13 protein-coding genes and 1 pseudogene are annotated in these 13,743 nt (G+C 63.5%); 3 read left to right on the forward strand and 11 right to left on the reverse strand.

What is annotated here, in order from left to right; all coding sequences use genetic code 11:
- The first annotated feature begins 44 nt into the window (after positions 1 to 44).
- Positions 45 to 1,403, forward strand: coding sequence for an SLC13 family permease (locus tag ACU18_RS09900; RefSeq protein WP_050685383.1), 1,359 nt, complete (start codon positions 45 to 47; stop codon positions 1,401 to 1,403).
- Positions 1,404 to 1,466: 63 nt separating this feature from the next.
- Here the strand turns inward: ACU18_RS09900 and ACU18_RS20355 are convergent, their stop codons facing one another.
- From ACU18_RS20355 to ACU18_RS09910, 4 genes are all read right to left on the reverse strand, one after another.
- Positions 1,467 to 1,601: a hypothetical protein gene (locus ACU18_RS20355; RefSeq protein ID WP_269430533.1), complete on the reverse strand. Its 135-nt coding sequence runs from the start codon at positions 1,599 to 1,601 to the stop codon at positions 1,467 to 1,469.
- A 270-nt stretch (positions 1,602 to 1,871) separates the two neighbouring features.
- Complete coding sequence (locus tag ACU18_RS19915) at positions 1,872 to 2,315, reverse strand: HNH endonuclease (RefSeq protein WP_197273552.1); 444 nt, start codon at positions 2,313 to 2,315, stop codon at positions 1,872 to 1,874.
- 475 nt (positions 2,316 to 2,790) lie between these two features.
- The gene (locus ACU18_RS09905) at positions 2,791 to 3,324 is read right to left on the reverse strand and encodes a GNAT family N-acetyltransferase (protein WP_050685384.1); all 534 of its coding nucleotides are present in this window, start codon (positions 3,322 to 3,324) and stop codon (positions 2,791 to 2,793) included.
- Complete coding sequence (locus ACU18_RS09910) at positions 3,321 to 4,193, reverse strand: ribokinase (RefSeq protein WP_050685385.1); 873 nt, start codon at positions 4,191 to 4,193, stop codon at positions 3,321 to 3,323. Before ACU18_RS09910 ends, ACU18_RS09905 begins: the two co-directional genes overlap by 4 nt.
- A 139-nt stretch (positions 4,194 to 4,332) precedes the next feature.
- On the opposite strand from ACU18_RS09910, the gene ACU18_RS09915 reads away from it, so the two are divergent.
- Together ACU18_RS09915 and ACU18_RS09920 are read left to right on the forward strand one after the other, a co-directional pair.
- Positions 4,333 to 5,754 carry an MFS transporter gene (locus ACU18_RS09915; protein WP_050685386.1) on the forward strand — a complete coding sequence of 474 codons (1,422 nt, stop codon included), beginning with the start codon at positions 4,333 to 4,335 and terminating at the stop codon, positions 5,752 to 5,754.
- Between the two features lie 46 nt (positions 5,755 to 5,800).
- The gene (locus tag ACU18_RS09920) at positions 5,801 to 6,814 is read left to right on the forward strand and encodes a nucleoside hydrolase (protein ID WP_050685387.1); all 1,014 of its coding nucleotides are present in this window, start codon (positions 5,801 to 5,803) and stop codon (positions 6,812 to 6,814) included.
- Between the two features lie 22 nt (positions 6,815 to 6,836).
- Here ACU18_RS09920 and ACU18_RS09925 read toward each other — a convergent pair whose 3' ends face one another.
- The 7 genes and pseudogenes from ACU18_RS09925 to ACU18_RS20425 form a co-directional block, all read right to left on the reverse strand.
- On the reverse strand, positions 6,837 to 7,622 hold the full coding sequence (locus tag ACU18_RS09925; protein ID WP_050685388.1) for a GntR family transcriptional regulator: 786 nt from the start codon (positions 7,620 to 7,622) through the stop codon (positions 6,837 to 6,839).
- Between the two features lie 92 nt (positions 7,623 to 7,714).
- Positions 7,715 to 9,301, reverse strand: a complete 1,587-nt coding sequence (locus tag ACU18_RS09930) for an alkaline phosphatase D family protein (RefSeq protein WP_050685389.1) — start codon at positions 9,299 to 9,301, stop codon at positions 7,715 to 7,717.
- 90 nt (positions 9,302 to 9,391) lie between these two features.
- Positions 9,392 to 10,117: a hemerythrin domain-containing protein gene (locus ACU18_RS09935; protein WP_050685390.1), complete on the reverse strand. Its 726-nt coding sequence runs from the start codon at positions 10,115 to 10,117 to the stop codon at positions 9,392 to 9,394.
- Positions 10,118 to 10,265: 148 nt separating this feature from the next.
- Entirely contained in the window at positions 10,266 to 10,577 is a 312-nt protein-coding gene (locus ACU18_RS09940; RefSeq protein ID WP_082178273.1) for a PH domain-containing protein, read from the reverse strand.
- A gap of 175 nt (positions 10,578 to 10,752) precedes the next feature.
- A pseudogene (locus ACU18_RS09945) lies at positions 10,753 to 11,205 on the reverse strand (DeoR/GlpR family DNA-binding transcription regulator); the annotation flags it as partial.
- 235 nt (positions 11,206 to 11,440) lie between these two features.
- Positions 11,441 to 12,202, reverse strand: coding sequence for an FRG domain-containing protein (locus tag ACU18_RS20420; RefSeq protein ID WP_082178271.1), 762 nt, complete (start codon positions 12,200 to 12,202; stop codon positions 11,441 to 11,443).
- Between the two features lie 370 nt (positions 12,203 to 12,572).
- Positions 12,573 to 13,322, reverse strand: a complete 750-nt coding sequence (locus tag ACU18_RS20425; RefSeq protein ID WP_442853706.1) for a DUF6338 family protein — start codon at positions 13,320 to 13,322, stop codon at positions 12,573 to 12,575.
- Positions 13,323 to 13,743: the final 421 nt, after the last annotated feature.

Below are 13,743 nucleotides of genomic sequence, written 5' to 3' on the forward strand. Positions count from 1 at the left end.
TCCCCCGGCGCACACGCAGCGCCCGCCTCCCCGGAGGACGCGTCATGACCCCCGAAATCATCGCCCTTATCGGGCTCGCGGCCGTCTTCACCATTTCCTCGGTCCGCAACGTCCACATGGGCGCACTGGCCCTCGTCGCCGCGTTTATCATCGGCATCGGCGTGGTGGGCGAAAGCCTGAAGGACGTCCTGGGCGGCTTCCCCGTGGACGCCCTCATCATCCTGGTGGGTATCACCTACCTGTTCGGCATTGCCCATGAGACCGGAACCATTAAATGGCTGGTGGACCGCTCGCTGGACCTCATCGGCGACCGGGTGGCCCTGCTGCCGTGGGGTCTGTGGGCCATTGCCACCGCCGTTGCCTGTATGGGCACCTCACACGCCGCGTTCGCCGTCGTCCCGATTGCCATGACGCTGGCGCACAGCCACCGCATCAACTCCACCATGATGGGCATCGCCATGAGCTCGGCGATCGTGGGCGGCGCGCTGGCCCCCACCAGCATTGTTGGCATCACCGTCCAGACGGTCGCCGCCGAGGCCAACGTTCCGTACAACGCCGGGCTGATGTTCGCCATCTCCATCGGTGTGAACGCCCTTGTGGTCCTCACCGCGTTCTTTATGTTCGGGGGCCGGGAACTTATTGCCCGGACCCGCGCAGGCTCGGCCGGCAGCGGCCGACCCTCCGGCGGCACCGCGCCCACCGGCGGCGGTTCGGGATCCGTGACTCAATCCGGCGGGACGCTGACGCTGGACCGGACCGACGCCCGCGTCGACGCCAAACCCAAGCTGCTGCCCATGCAGCTGCTCGTGATCATCTCGATCATTGTGCTGGTGGGCGGGTTCTTCACGCTCAACCAGCTCGACGTCGACGTGAACCTGGGCGTTGTGGCCCTCACCATCGCCGTGATCATCGCCCTCGTGGATCCGGGTGTGGGCCGCAAAGCGATCGCCCGCATCGACTGGAGCACCACGCTGCTGCTGGGCGGCATCATCACCTACGTCGCCGTCCTGACCCGGCTGGGTGCCATCGATCAGCTGGGTGAAGCCGCCCGGTCCGTCAGCCAGCCGCTGCTCGCCGCGTTTGTCATCTGCGTCATCGCCGCCCTGGTCTCCGCCTTCGCCTCAACCATCGGCATCATCGGCGCCCTGATTCCCCTCGCGGTTCCGTTGCTGATCCCCGGCGGCGGGCTCGAAATGACGGGCTTCATCTACGCCCTTGCCATCTCGGCCTCCCTGGTGGACTGCGCACCCTTCGGGACAACCGGCGCCACCATCGTTGCCTCAACCGTCGAGGAGCACCGCTCCACCGTGAACAGGCACCTGACCATCTGGGGCCTCTCCATGGTCATCATCGGGCCGGTCCTCACCCTGGCGGTCCTGGTGGTTCCCTTCCTCTGGGCGTAGGTTCCAGGACGGGTTGACGGGCGGGCACTGCCGATTGGCAGTGCCCGCCCCTTTCAGTTGGGCCTACTGGGCGACGAGGCCCGGCACACCGTCTTGGATGGCGAAGGAGGCCTTCGTGGATACCGGGGCGCCCGGCGTCGTGACCTGGTCCAGGATGCGGAAGTCCGCCTGTTCGACGCGGTGGACCCGGAGGGGCAATATGGTTCGGCGACGTGGTTGGCTGCAGTCTTCGCCAGCCAGCCCGGAATGGAATCTTGCCTGGAGCGCGGCTGCAGATGAAGTGGGTTCCGGTCAAGTGGCACGCACCAAGCGTCACGGCCAGGCTGGTGACGAAGGATGGCGAGGCGGTGGTGGCTTTGGGTTCCCCGGGTGGGCAACTGTGCGCTGGGGCGTACTGCGTACGTTGGAGACCGTGTTGGAGGAAACTCAGGTTCGTCCGCTAGTGATTAGCAGCGAGCTGCAAACTGGTCAGCTTCTTGTCGTGAGCCCTGCTGACTTGGATCGGTTGCACGGACCGCACAGGATTTGCAGGTTTTCAGCGTTATTGCTGCCACCCATTTTGAGAGGGATGATGTGGTCGTATTGAAGTTCCGTTGTGGATCCACACGCTCGGCATTGTCCCTCATCGCGGGTCCAGATGAATTGCTTCAGGTCGTCGGGGATAACCTTGCGGACCGTCGCATTTCGCGGCGCTGAAGACATGGCAACCGTCGCCTGAGCACGGTCAATGTGCTGCCTTTTTCGCTGCTCCCGTGTAACAAGAATCGCGTGCACTTCGTCCCATTGGAGGCCTTCATTTTCCCAGTAGAACTTGTTGGCAAAGTGCCAGTACCGACGGCCGTTGACGGTTGTCAGTAGCATCGGATGATGTAACTGGGCCTCAAGGCGTTCGTCGAAGACGAGTTCAGTCACTTTTCCGAGTGAGTAGTAGTTCCTGCCGACCCGTAGCAGTGCTTCACCCTTGCTGGACCAAAATCCGCGTCGGTGCGATATTCCTGCGTTTTCAGCCCTGCGAAGCATCCCCAGATTCCTACCGTGATCTCGGCATATGGATCAGTCCGCATACCGCGTTGAGTTTTACTTGAGCTTACTAGTAAGTCATCTTGGACCCGCGAGAATATGAGCGGCGAACGCGTGTGCCGGAGTCTGCCCTTGGGTTGAATGCGGTGGGATTCGACTCGGAGTCACCAACCCCTGAAGCGTCGCCGGAACCTCGCGGCCCAGGAACAGTGCAGGGTACTGCCGCCGGTACATCCGGTCCGGCCAACCGGCAAGCCAAGCGGATCGGCGCGGGATATTCGTGAACATTCCAGGCGGGCGGCGGGCAAGTTCGTCGCAAGCGCAATGCCGAGGTATCCCACCAGGAACTGCTTCTCGAACTGCTGCCTTACAGGCTGACGTACCGCCTTGCGCCGGTGGTGGCGCGGGACAGCTCCAGCCGGAACACCCAGAGAAGTACATCCTCGCCGGGCACATACCAGTCCCGGGCGGGAGTCCGCTTGAAACCGAGGGATTCGTAAAGGCCGTGGGCCCGTTCCATAAACGTCGCACTCGTGATGCTGATCGCCCTGATGCCCGGCAGCGACTCGGAATGTTCGATGACCCGGCGGACCACCTCACGCCCAACTCCACTGCCTTGGGCGGCTGGATCAACGGCAAGCATCCGGAACTCAAGCTCATTTTCAATCGCGACCTCGCTATACGGCTGCCCTGCGAAGGTCAGTGTCACTGCCGCGACCACCGCGCCGGAGGCCTCGGCCACCCACACCTCGGAATGCTGTGCCCGATGTTCCACGTCGTCCAACACGCTCACGTACGGGTGGTCGGCGGTGAAATGGCCGGCGTCGATGTACGCCTCCCGGGTGATTCTCCGGACCTCAGGATAATCGGCAGGCCTTGCCGGCCGAAAAACAAGATTCACAGGGCAGCAACCTCTACTGCAGCCACAGTGGCAACGTACTCCTCCAACCGGGCCAGCGCCGGCTGCGAGGAAGCGTCGCCCACGGCGTCCGCCCCTACCGCATTGGCTACGGCCAGCGCTGTGGAGTAGTCATGTCCCGACCGGAGCGCCAGAACCAGAGCGGCGCAAAATGCGTCTCCCGCACCGATGGTGTTCGCCACCGTCACCGAAGAAGCGGGAGCCTCCGCCACGCGTCGCCCGTGCTCGAACATCGCCGACCCGTCCTTGCCGTACGTCACCGCCACAAGTTTTGCCGCTGCCAGCGCCGGAATGAGTTCGTACTCGGTCTCGTTGACGATCACCAGGTCGCAGCGCTCCAGCAGCTCCGCCGGCAGGTCCATGGCCGGGGCCGCATTTATGACGAAGAAACCGGAGGCCTGGCGGGCGGCTTCCATCACCACGGGCAGATCCACTTCGAGCTGGCACAGCACTGTTTCGTCCGGCCCGAAGGCCACGCCCCCCAGGGAGAAACCGGAGTTGGCCCCCGGGCATACCACGATCTGGTTTTCGCCGTCCCGGTCCACCACGATCAGCGCGGTGCCGGTCGCGTCGCCGTCGAGCACTGTCACATCAGTGGTGTCCACTCCCGCGCCAGATAGAGACGCCACCATCAGCCGGCCGGAGGCGTCATTGCCCACCGCCCCAACGATCCTCGCACTGGCGCCCAGGCGGGTGGCCGCCGCGGCCTGGTTGGCGCCCTTACCACCGGGCTGCTGCTGAAGCACGCCGCCGCCGACGGTTTCTCCGGCGGTGGGAAGGCGGTCCGTGGTGGCGATGATGTCGAGGTTGATGCTGCCGACGACGGTGACGGCAGGAAGTCGAGTGCTCATGGGAGGTCCTATCGGTGGAGCCAAAGCGGCTGAATTAGGAAATAGTGTACGCCACGGTTGTACTTGTACGTCATACATGGTTGTATAACAACTCACATCCCAAGGGCAGGGACCACCCTGCAGAACAAAGGAGTTTGATGTGAACACCCCAGCTTCAGTCGCCGCTTCGCCGCCGGCAATCGCGGAGGAGACGCCAAAAATCGGCGGACGCCGCGCCGCCCTGCTGATCTCCACGCTCCTGCTCGGCGTGCTGTCCTTCCAGCTCAACGCCAGCATGGTCACCCCGGCGCTGCCGCAGATCGCGGCCTCCTTTGGGCTTAGCGCCGACAGCGCAGCCCCCGTCCAGTCCATGTTCTTCCTGGCCGGCGCCATTGCAGGGCCCGTCATCGGACGCTGGAGCGACTTCATCGGCCGCCGCACCGCCCTGCTCCTGGTCCTCGGGATCATGGGCGCGGGCACCATCCTTTGCATCGCCGCCCCCACGCTGCCCATCCTCATCGCCGGCAGGTTCCTCCAAGGCGTTTCCAGCGCCGTCTTCGCCCTCGCCTACATCGTCCTCAGCGAAAACCTGCAGGCCCGCGTCTTCGGCACCTCCGTGGGCATCATCGCCGCCATCAACGGCGGAGTGGGCGGCGTCGACGGCTACTTTGGCGGCCTCATGGCCGAAACCTTGGGCTTCCGGTCGATCTTCGTCGTCGTCCTGGTCCTGACGGCCGTCGCCGCGGCCTGCATCCTCAAAACCGTCCCGGGCGGGCGCCCCAAGGGAGTGCGCGGCACCATGGACTGGTGGGGCGCAGGGTCCCTGTCGGTGTTCCTGGTCTTCACCACGTACTTCGTCTCCGGCGGTTCGGCCGCCGGCTGGACCGCTCCCAGCACCCTGGCCCTCCTGGCTGGCACCGTCGCGTCCTTTGCCGCCTTCTGGTTGATCGAGAAGAAGCGCACCAACCCGCTCATCGCCGTCCACCACCTGCGCTCGCGTCAGGTCTGGCCGGTCATCGCCACCACCGTCCTGACCCTCGCCGGCATCTTCGCCATCATCAACTTCACCGTGGTGCTGCTCAGCCAGGATGCCTTCGCGGGCTTCGGGCTCAGCGCATCCATGTCTGCCCTGCTGTTCCTGACCCCCGCAGCCCTGATCGGTGTCTTCGCCGCACCTCTGGCCGGCTGGCTCGCCGACCGCAGCGGCTGGATCAAAACCCTCCGTACCGGAACCGGGCTGAGCCTGGCTTGTGCCATCGCCGCGGCCACGTTCTCCGAGAACCAGGTGGCCGTCCTGATCGCCGTCGCCGCCCTGGGAATCTTCTACAACGGCCTGTTCCTCACCGCCATCAACGGGCTCTCGGTCCTGCTCTCGCCCAAGGAGGCCCCGGCGGCCCTGCCCGGCATCAATGGAGCTTCCTTCGGCATCGGCGCGAGCCTCGGCGTCGTCCTCGTTGCCCCGTTCGCCGCGGAGGCAACCCGTGCCGGCTACGCCACCGCCCTCTGGATTTCGGTTGCCATCACGGCCGCTGCGTTCCTCGTGAGCCTCTTTGTCGCGGCGCCCAAGGGCGAAAAGCTCTAACCCCCCACAATCACGACATAAAGCACCAATGAAACGAGAAGTCAGCATGACCACGCCCATCAGCCACCCGTTCTACCTCGACTGCGACACGGGGATCGACGACGCCCTCGCCCTGGCCTACCTGCTCGCCTCCCCGCAGGCGGACGTGCGGGGGATCGGAACCGTCAGCGGCAACGTCAGTGCCGCCGTCGGCGCCCGCAACACCCTGGACCTGCTCCAGCTCGCCGGGCACGCCCACATCCCCGTGGCACTCGGAGCCCACGACCCGCAGGCCGGCACGTTCCACGGCGGTGCCCCGCACGTCCACGGCGCCAACGGGATCGGCGACGTTTCGCTGGAGGCGGCCGACGCCGAATTGGTGCCCGGAACCGCGGCCGAGATGCTGGTCCGGCTCGCCCACGAACACCCGGGCCAGCTGCGGATCCTGGCCGTAGGGCCGCTCACCAACATCGCCCAAGCGCTGCGGTTGGATCCCGAGCTGCCCCGGCTGGTGCAGGACATCACCATCATGGGCGGCGCCGCGTTCGCGCCCGGGAACATCACCCCCGTGGCAGAGGCCAACATCGCCAACGACCCCGAAGCCGCGGCGGACGTCCTCGCCGCCGACTGGGACGTGACCCTGGTGCCGCTGGATGTCACCATGTCCAATGTGCTCGAGGAGAGTCACCGGCAGGAACTGCTCGCGGCGGGGCATCCGGTCCCGCAGGCACTCGGAGACATGCTGGGCTATTACTTCCGCTTCTACGAGAGCCAGTTCGGCCGCGCCTGCTCCGCCATGCACGACCCCCTCGCCGCCGCCCTCGCCGTGGGCGGCGTCAGCGCCGCAGTGGCCCCGGTGGTGAGGGTCGACGTCGACACAACGGACGGTCCCGGCCGCGGCCAGACCATCTGTGACCTCCGCGGACGGTACATGGACTACCCGGAGCAGCCCGGCGCGCGCTGCCGGGTGGTGCTGGAGCTCGAGGGCGACTTCGCGCCGCATCTCGTGGAGGTGCTGCAGTCCCTTAGCGGCCCTGAGGGTACGACGGCGGCATGGTCCGTGGGTGCAGCGGTCGCCTGAGCCGGAGTATCGGTCGGGCCGGTTAGGACTGGAGCGACTGCATTACGGACAGATGCCCGGCGCGTGCCGCGATGAGGCACTTGGCCAGGTAGAAGGGCCGGTTCGCGTGCCTGACGTACTGCGTCAGCACGAGGACCGGGTCCGGCGCGCGCAGATCCAGCAGCTTGGCGCGGCTTGGCCCCACCTGGCTCAGGCTGATTTGGCATTCGCCGGGCCCGAGGACCCGGCCGAAGCGCTTGATCAGGCTTGCAAGCAGGGTGCCGCCGTCGTCGTCGATCTCCAAGGGTGCGGCTGCGGCGGAACTGCTGCCCAGGCTCACCGGCAGGGCCGAGATGTTTTCCTGCAGGTGGGCGATGGCTTCGCCGTCGCGGATCAGGACCGACTCCCACAGCCAGCAATCGGCGCCGGGCTCCACGCCCACGCCGGGGGCGACGAACTCCGAGGCGGGCTGCCGCTGCCGCTGGATGCGTTTGATCTCGAGGTGTTGCCCGGGGCCGCCGAGGACTTCCTCGAACGGGCGGATCCGCTCGATTCCGATGCGGGGGAGGGTGTCGGCAACAAACCGGCCGACGCCGCGCCGGGCCCGGATGAGCCCGTCCTCTTCAAGCAGCATCAGCGCTTCGCGGACCACTGTGCGGCTGACTTTCATGTCCGCGCCGAGCTCCGTTTCAGTGGGAAGCATCGAACCGGGCGTCAGGAGGCTGTTGCGGATCGCCTCGGCGACCCGGGAGTACACGGCCACCCGGAGCGGCGAGCCCGGCTGGGCCTCCACCGGCTGGGACAGGAACCTGGCGGCGTCCTCGTGCACGTATTGCCTCGCTTAGTGGTCTTCGGAAAATCCAGCCTAACAAGTGCTACGCGTTTGTTGGACAACTTAGGGCTTGTTGGATTTCGACAGGCTCACCCATTGACGAGGCCCGGCACACCGTCCTGGATGGCAAAGGAGGCCTTCGTGCTGACGGGGGATCCCGGCGTCGTGACGTAGTCCAGGACCCGGAAGTCCGCGGTCATGGCGTCCCTGGTGATCTTGGTGTTCACGTAGCCGCGGTTGTCGTTGTAGAACTTCAGGTGCGGGTTCCAGGCCATCGTCGGATCGGTGTTGGATCCCGTGCCGTTGCCGGTGGAGGTGATGGAGGTGCACACCAGTTCGGTGCCCACCACAGGGGAGGCCGGGTCCTTGTAGTCCACCTTGACCTCGTTGGCCCAGTTGCGGTGCACGTCGCCGGTGAGCACCACGGCGTTGCGGACGTCCGCATCCACCCAGCCCTGGGTGATGCGGCGACGGGAGGCGGCGTACCCGTCCCAGCCGTCCATGGAGACATCGTCAACGTCCAGGGCTGCAGCGCGGTCCCGCTCGGCGAAGAAGACCTGCTGGCCCAGGATGTCCCAGTGCTGGGTGGAGTCCTTGAAGCCGTCCAGCAGCCACTGTTCCTGCTCTGCGCCGGTGATGGTGCGGTCCTCCGCCAGGCGTTCGGCCACATTCTTTTGCCAGCCGTCGCCGGCGAGCTGGTCGTCGCGGTACTGGCGGGTGTCCATCATGTGGAAATTGGCAAGCTGGCCCCACTGGAGCCTGCGGTAAATCTTCATATCTGGTCCAGCCGGAAGGGAGGACGGGCGCAACGGCATGTTCTCGTAATAAGCCTGGAACGCGGCACTGCGGCGCTGCCGGAAGTGAGCGAGGGTGTCGTTCAGCTGGCCGGCATCGCTGTTCTCCGGGACGTCGTCCGCCCAGTTGTTGTCCACTTCGTGGTCATCCCACACCACTGCCCACGGTGCGATAGCATGCGCTTCCTGCAGGTCGGCGTCGGACTTGTACTGTGCGTGCCGCTGGCGGTAGGTCTCCAGCGTGACCGTCTCCGGGCCCGCGTGATCCCGAGGATTGCCGCCGCCGATCACGTAGCTGCCCTTCTTATATTCGTAGAGGTAGTCACCGAGGTGCAGCACCAGGTCCGGGTGGTCCTCGGCCAGCCGCTTGTACGCGGTGAAGTAACCGTGCTCGTACTGCGCGCAGCTGGCGAACGCCATGGCCAGCGCGGCGGGAGTCTCGTGCGGCGCAGGGCTGGTCAGCGTCCGACCCACCGTGCTGACGTGTTTGCCGGCGCGGAACCGGTAGAAGTACTCGCGGCCTGGGCGAAGGCCCCGGAGCTCCACATGCACCGAATGCGCTGTCTCGATCCGCGCCCGTTCGACGCCGCGCGCCACCACCACCCGCATCCCGGCGTCCTCTGCCACTTCCCACTGCACGGCAACATTGCGTGAAGGCATGCCGCCGAGGCCGTCCTCGGCCACCGGGTTCACCGCAAGGCGCGTCCAGATCACAAAGCCGTCCGGCCACGGCTCGCCGGAGGCAATGCCAAGGGCGAAGGGGTAGGTGCGAAGGCCGGCGTCGTCCGCCGTTGAAACCGCGACGGCGGCACTGGGCGCCGCGGCAATGAGGCCCGCGCCCAGGCCGGCAGTGAGGAGGGATCTGCGCGAAATTTTGTCCATGCCCCGAACTTACGGAGGCCGGTTGGCCAAGTTCCCAGGATCGTATGAATCACTGGTTAACTGCATGACAAAAGCTGTTAACTCGGGCGCTTACAGGGTCGCCGGAACCTCGCGGCCCGGGAACAGTGCAGAGTACTGCCGCCGGTACATCCGGCGTCCCACCAGCCGGTAAGCCAGGCGGATCGGTGCGGGGATATCCTTGAACATTTCCACGCGGTCCGCAGGCGGGTTCGTCGCAAGCACCATTCCGAGGTATCCCACCAGGAACTTCTTGTCGAACTGCTGGATGCCGTGCTCTGCGGCCGCTTTCAGTTCTTTTTCGGTCATTAATCTGTCCACCACCGGCATCACTTCTGTCACCTCACGGCGCAGGTGCACGTTCAGGACAGCGGACAGGTCGGCGTAAAGCTCCGCGAGCTCTTCGCGGGTTGCTATGTCAGCGGTTTCCATCCAGCGCAGGCGAAGGGGCTCGATACTTTCCAGCCGTTCCGTCACCTGCCGGTGCTGGGCCAGCATCTGCCCGATGTGCAACGCGCAGCCGGGTGCGCGTTCGGACAGCTGTGGGTACATCAGCAGGTCCTCGCCCTCGTGGTGCGTGTGGAGCACCATGTCGAAGTTGCCCAGGGCCTCGCCCACGTAGGCGGCGCGGGAAATATCGCCTGCGGCCGCGGACCGCACCAGCCCCGGCGCCTCGCCATACGCCCACAGGAAGAAACGGTGGATCCGGCGCATGCCCGCGGTCCCTGAGCAGAGCACCGGACCCGGCGGCAGCGGAGCCGCGGTTTCGCCGGGATGCATCGTGAAAAAGTCAGTCATGTCAGGCCCCTAACGCTCTTCATCGAGACGCGGCCTCTCCCCGCCAAAATCGTATCGCTGGGCCCCATGGTTCACAACGGTTGCGCGTTTGGCGTCCGCGAAGGCAGCAACTTCCTTGGCCGGGCACGGCCGCTCGTGCGTCCACACGTCAACGACCGCCGCCTGTATCAGCAGCATCGGTCCGGCGTGCTTGTGACGTCGCCTCCTGCGGGGTACCGAGGACCGAATGGGCGATGAGCATGATGATGGCCGAGTATGGCAGGGAGTACACCTCCACCTTTTTACCGGTGATGCCTTGGGCGTCGCGAACGATCAGCCGCTTGGTGGTGAAGATGGCGCTGTCGCGGAACGTCCGCTGGGCCGCGACCGGTTGTTCAACAGGGACCAGCAGCTCCACGACATCCTGCGGGATGGGGCACTCTTCTACAAACATCCAGGATGTAACTGCTGATGCTTCCACGGTGGCTCCTTCGATTTGGATCATGGTCGCGCCCCGTGTCTCAATTCCAGCGGCCGTGAGTTCAAATTGCCGATGAAGTCCGAATGAGCGGCGCCAGCCCGCATGAGCGGTGTCGCCAGCACCTTATGTGCGGGGAGGGGCCATTTGTAACGCCAGCGAGGGTGATGCCGTACCGCGAAACCGCAGCCACCTCAACCGCAACCCCGGCGTCCCGGAACTTGGCCACCTGGGCGGCGTCGCCGCCGTCGTCCGTCACCAAAGTCCACAGCAGCGCCAGCCGCGCCCACGCGTGGAACGGCCGCAGGCCCAGCTTGTACGAATCCGCCAGGACATAGACGGCGTTGCCACTGCGGGCCATCAGCTCCTCGAGCCGGGGCTTGGCGTGGTCGGCCTCGCAGATGCCGTCCTCGGCCGTGACGGCATCGGCGCCCAGGAACACCGGGTCAAAACTCATCCGCTCCAGGGCGGCCTCCGCCAGAGGGCCCACAAAATTCTGGGAGCGGCTCCGCAGCCGGACGCCCAGGCAGTCCACCTCGATGCCGTCGGACTCGGCAAGTTCCTGCATGGTGTTGATGCCGGGCGTCCCCACAGGCAGGTCGGTAAAGCCGCGCGGTTCGTGCGCCAGGGCACTTGCCGGGCCAGCCAAGTGGCCATCTCCGCTTCCTGGTGCAGGGCCTCCACCATGGACCGGGATCGGCGATGTCGAACGCGGTGACGAGGCCCACGGACGTGCGGATCACCGGCAGGCCTACTGCGAAGTCTACGGCTGCCTCGGTGCCCAGCACCGTAACCTGAGCGCCCTTGAGTATTGAATGAGTCATCCGTAATTTGATTGCCGAGGCGTCGCGACGATTTCAGGGATGTCAGTTACCAGGGCCGTAGTATGTGATCGAGCCTAAACCTATTGGTGGTGCTTGGGGCCAATCAAGCAACCGTCGGTAACCCTCGTCGCGTGTAGCTGGCGGGAAAAGAACGTATCCGGAGGTCATCCCGCCGGTGTTTAGCCAATCTAGGGCATCAGCAAGGTTGATCTCAATGACACCGCTGACCCTTGGTTTAAGCGAACCTTGAGAATTTGTCGGGTCACTATCGATTTGCCTGGGCGCTATGAGTACTCCATGCTGCGCATGCGGGCGAAGATATATAGAGGGCACGGAATATCGCAAATCGACCAGTCGCGTCTTTTCGCCTACTTGATACCCAGGGATCGAGGTTGAGTCAGTTTCACCGGTTTCAAATACGTAGACGTACGCTTTTGCCGCAGTTCCTTCCTGTCCCACCGACCGGCGGCTGTGGTGGGCATACCTACCGACAGTTATCTGCGCATGGCAGGCGAACCACAGCGCTACCCATATATTATCGACCACATCGAGCCAGCGTGTCTTGAGACCATAGTGCTGCAGCAGTGGTTCAACGGTGGCCCTGTAAGTACCAGAAACTATGGCATGACCACCACCGGCAGAGGATTTGAGTTGTTCCGCACATAGATGGGTTCGACTGAACTTACTGAACTCAGGATCACAAGTGCAGCTTGATCCATAAAGATCGTCGATGTAGGAACGCATTTGGTGTGCGAAGGTGGCGTGGGCTCTCACCGATAACCCACGAAACCCCGTTGCCGCCATGTCATCGTGGAGCCGGGACTAGCCCCTGTAGAGGGCTACGCCGCCTTCAGACGTGAACTTAAGCCACCCCACAACTTGCGTCAAGGCATTCGGGTCTTGGACGCATAGAATCTTGTATCCGTGCTCAAATCTCTCTGTTACCCCGTCAAAACTTGCATTCCCCCGCATTAGTCCTCATTCGTTAATAACTGCTTAAAATTATTCAATTTTGGGTTAAAGCTGCTTATCCTGTCAAGCGCTCAACTTGTGTAAATTACAGTAGCAATCATCCCTTAGGACCGATACTGTGAATGTGCACAACCTTTGTAGCGTATAAGAATGAGAACCATTGTGGACTAATGCTCGACCCGCCAGTATTATCTTGCGCGACTTAGCGCTTGAGTCGACGCCCGGACCAGGCTGAAATTCTTGGAGCAAGTGTTCTAACGTCTCCCAATACCGAGCGAAAGTCCGGCTCCTCCTCTGCACGATCCTTGGATAGAGGCTTTGCGGACGGATAACTTACCTGAATGGATTTTATCTGATTCTCCGGTAAAAGTACTGAATCCATGGAAGATGAGATTCGTTCAAATTTCAGGTGTCCTCTTCGTTTTCTGCTCATGGGTTGAGTGAGGCTCAGCCACCTTTGGCTGTCTTCTGGGTCTGAATCGAATCCCGTTACAGGGCCCTTCCATATGGTTTCTTCCATGAGTTCCACAATCAGTACGGGATCACCCGCATTTAACGGTCGCCGGGTGACGAAGTAGCGGTGCCAAAGTCGAATGCCCGTTATGGATCTACGCGTGGGCCATTTGCAGAGAGCTACGAAGTAGACAATTAGACAAGCGATACCGGATGTCACAACTGCTGCAGCAACGTAGGGGACCGTAGAGACTGGCGATAGGAACGGGTCGAGCTTGGAAGCTTCAGCATCGCGATAAAACGGCCACCAAAATAGCGGCATCGTCACTACTACAGCAGTACCCGTCCCAAGTAGGGATACCAATGCAATGCGGGCAAGCTCGATAAGGGAAGACTCCTTGACTCCAGGAACAAACTTTGACCGCTCCAATTCCCAGATCGCACCGGGCGCTACCAGCAAAAGGAATGTCACGATAGCCTCGAGCCCATCTAGCGTCAATCGTCTTCCGAATCCACAATTTCCTCAGTGGATGACGTACTTATACGTGCCGCGCTCGGATCGGAGGTCCACGATGAGCCGACAAGAGACTCAAGAATCTCCTCAGGGCGCTGGCCACGATTGTCCGGGTTCGGCGTTGCGTTGTTTTTATTTGTCATAGTCGAATCGTAACGGGTATCACTGAGGGCCGTAGGTAGACAAGATTTGCGCGGCTACGGACGTTATTTGACCTGCCTCCGGCCGCGCAACTTGGGTCCTTACTACGATTTCGTGGATTAGCGACCTAACCACGGGCAACGCTGCCGCGGTCCGGCCAGTATCTGGAGGGCAGGCCCGTTGACCAGGCCACTGCTCGCGGCCGATACGTCGCCAGCGTATAAAGGGCCGGGTGTGACGTCTAACATAGTGGTACTGGGCTCTC

Source organism: Arthrobacter sp. ZBG10 (assembly GCF_001238605.1).
Classification (GTDB): domain Bacteria; phylum Actinomycetota; class Actinomycetes; order Actinomycetales; family Micrococcaceae; genus Arthrobacter.

Excerpts from the sequence above, each read along its gene's own strand:
- ACU18_RS09900 (WP_050685383.1), top strand. The coding sequence starts at position 45 with ATGACCCCCGAAATCATCGCCCTTATCGGGCTCGCGGCCGTCTTCACC.
- ACU18_RS09910 (WP_050685385.1), bottom strand. The coding sequence starts at position 4,193 with ATGAGCACTCGACTTCCTGCCGTCACCGTCGTCGGCAGCATCAACCTC.
- ACU18_RS09920 (WP_050685387.1), top strand. The coding sequence starts at position 5,801 with ATGACCACGCCCATCAGCCACCCGTTCTACCTCGACTGCGACACGGGG.
- ACU18_RS09930 (WP_050685389.1), bottom strand. The coding sequence starts at position 9,301 with ATGGACAAAATTTCGCGCAGATCCCTCCTCACTGCCGGCCTGGGCGCG.
- ACU18_RS09935 (WP_050685390.1), bottom strand. The coding sequence starts at position 10,117 with ATGACTGACTTTTTCACGATGCATCCCGGCGAAACCGCGGCTCCGCTG.
- ACU18_RS20420 (WP_082178271.1), bottom strand. The coding sequence starts at position 12,202 with ATGGCGGCAACGGGGTTTCGTGGGTTATCGGTGAGAGCCCACGCCACC.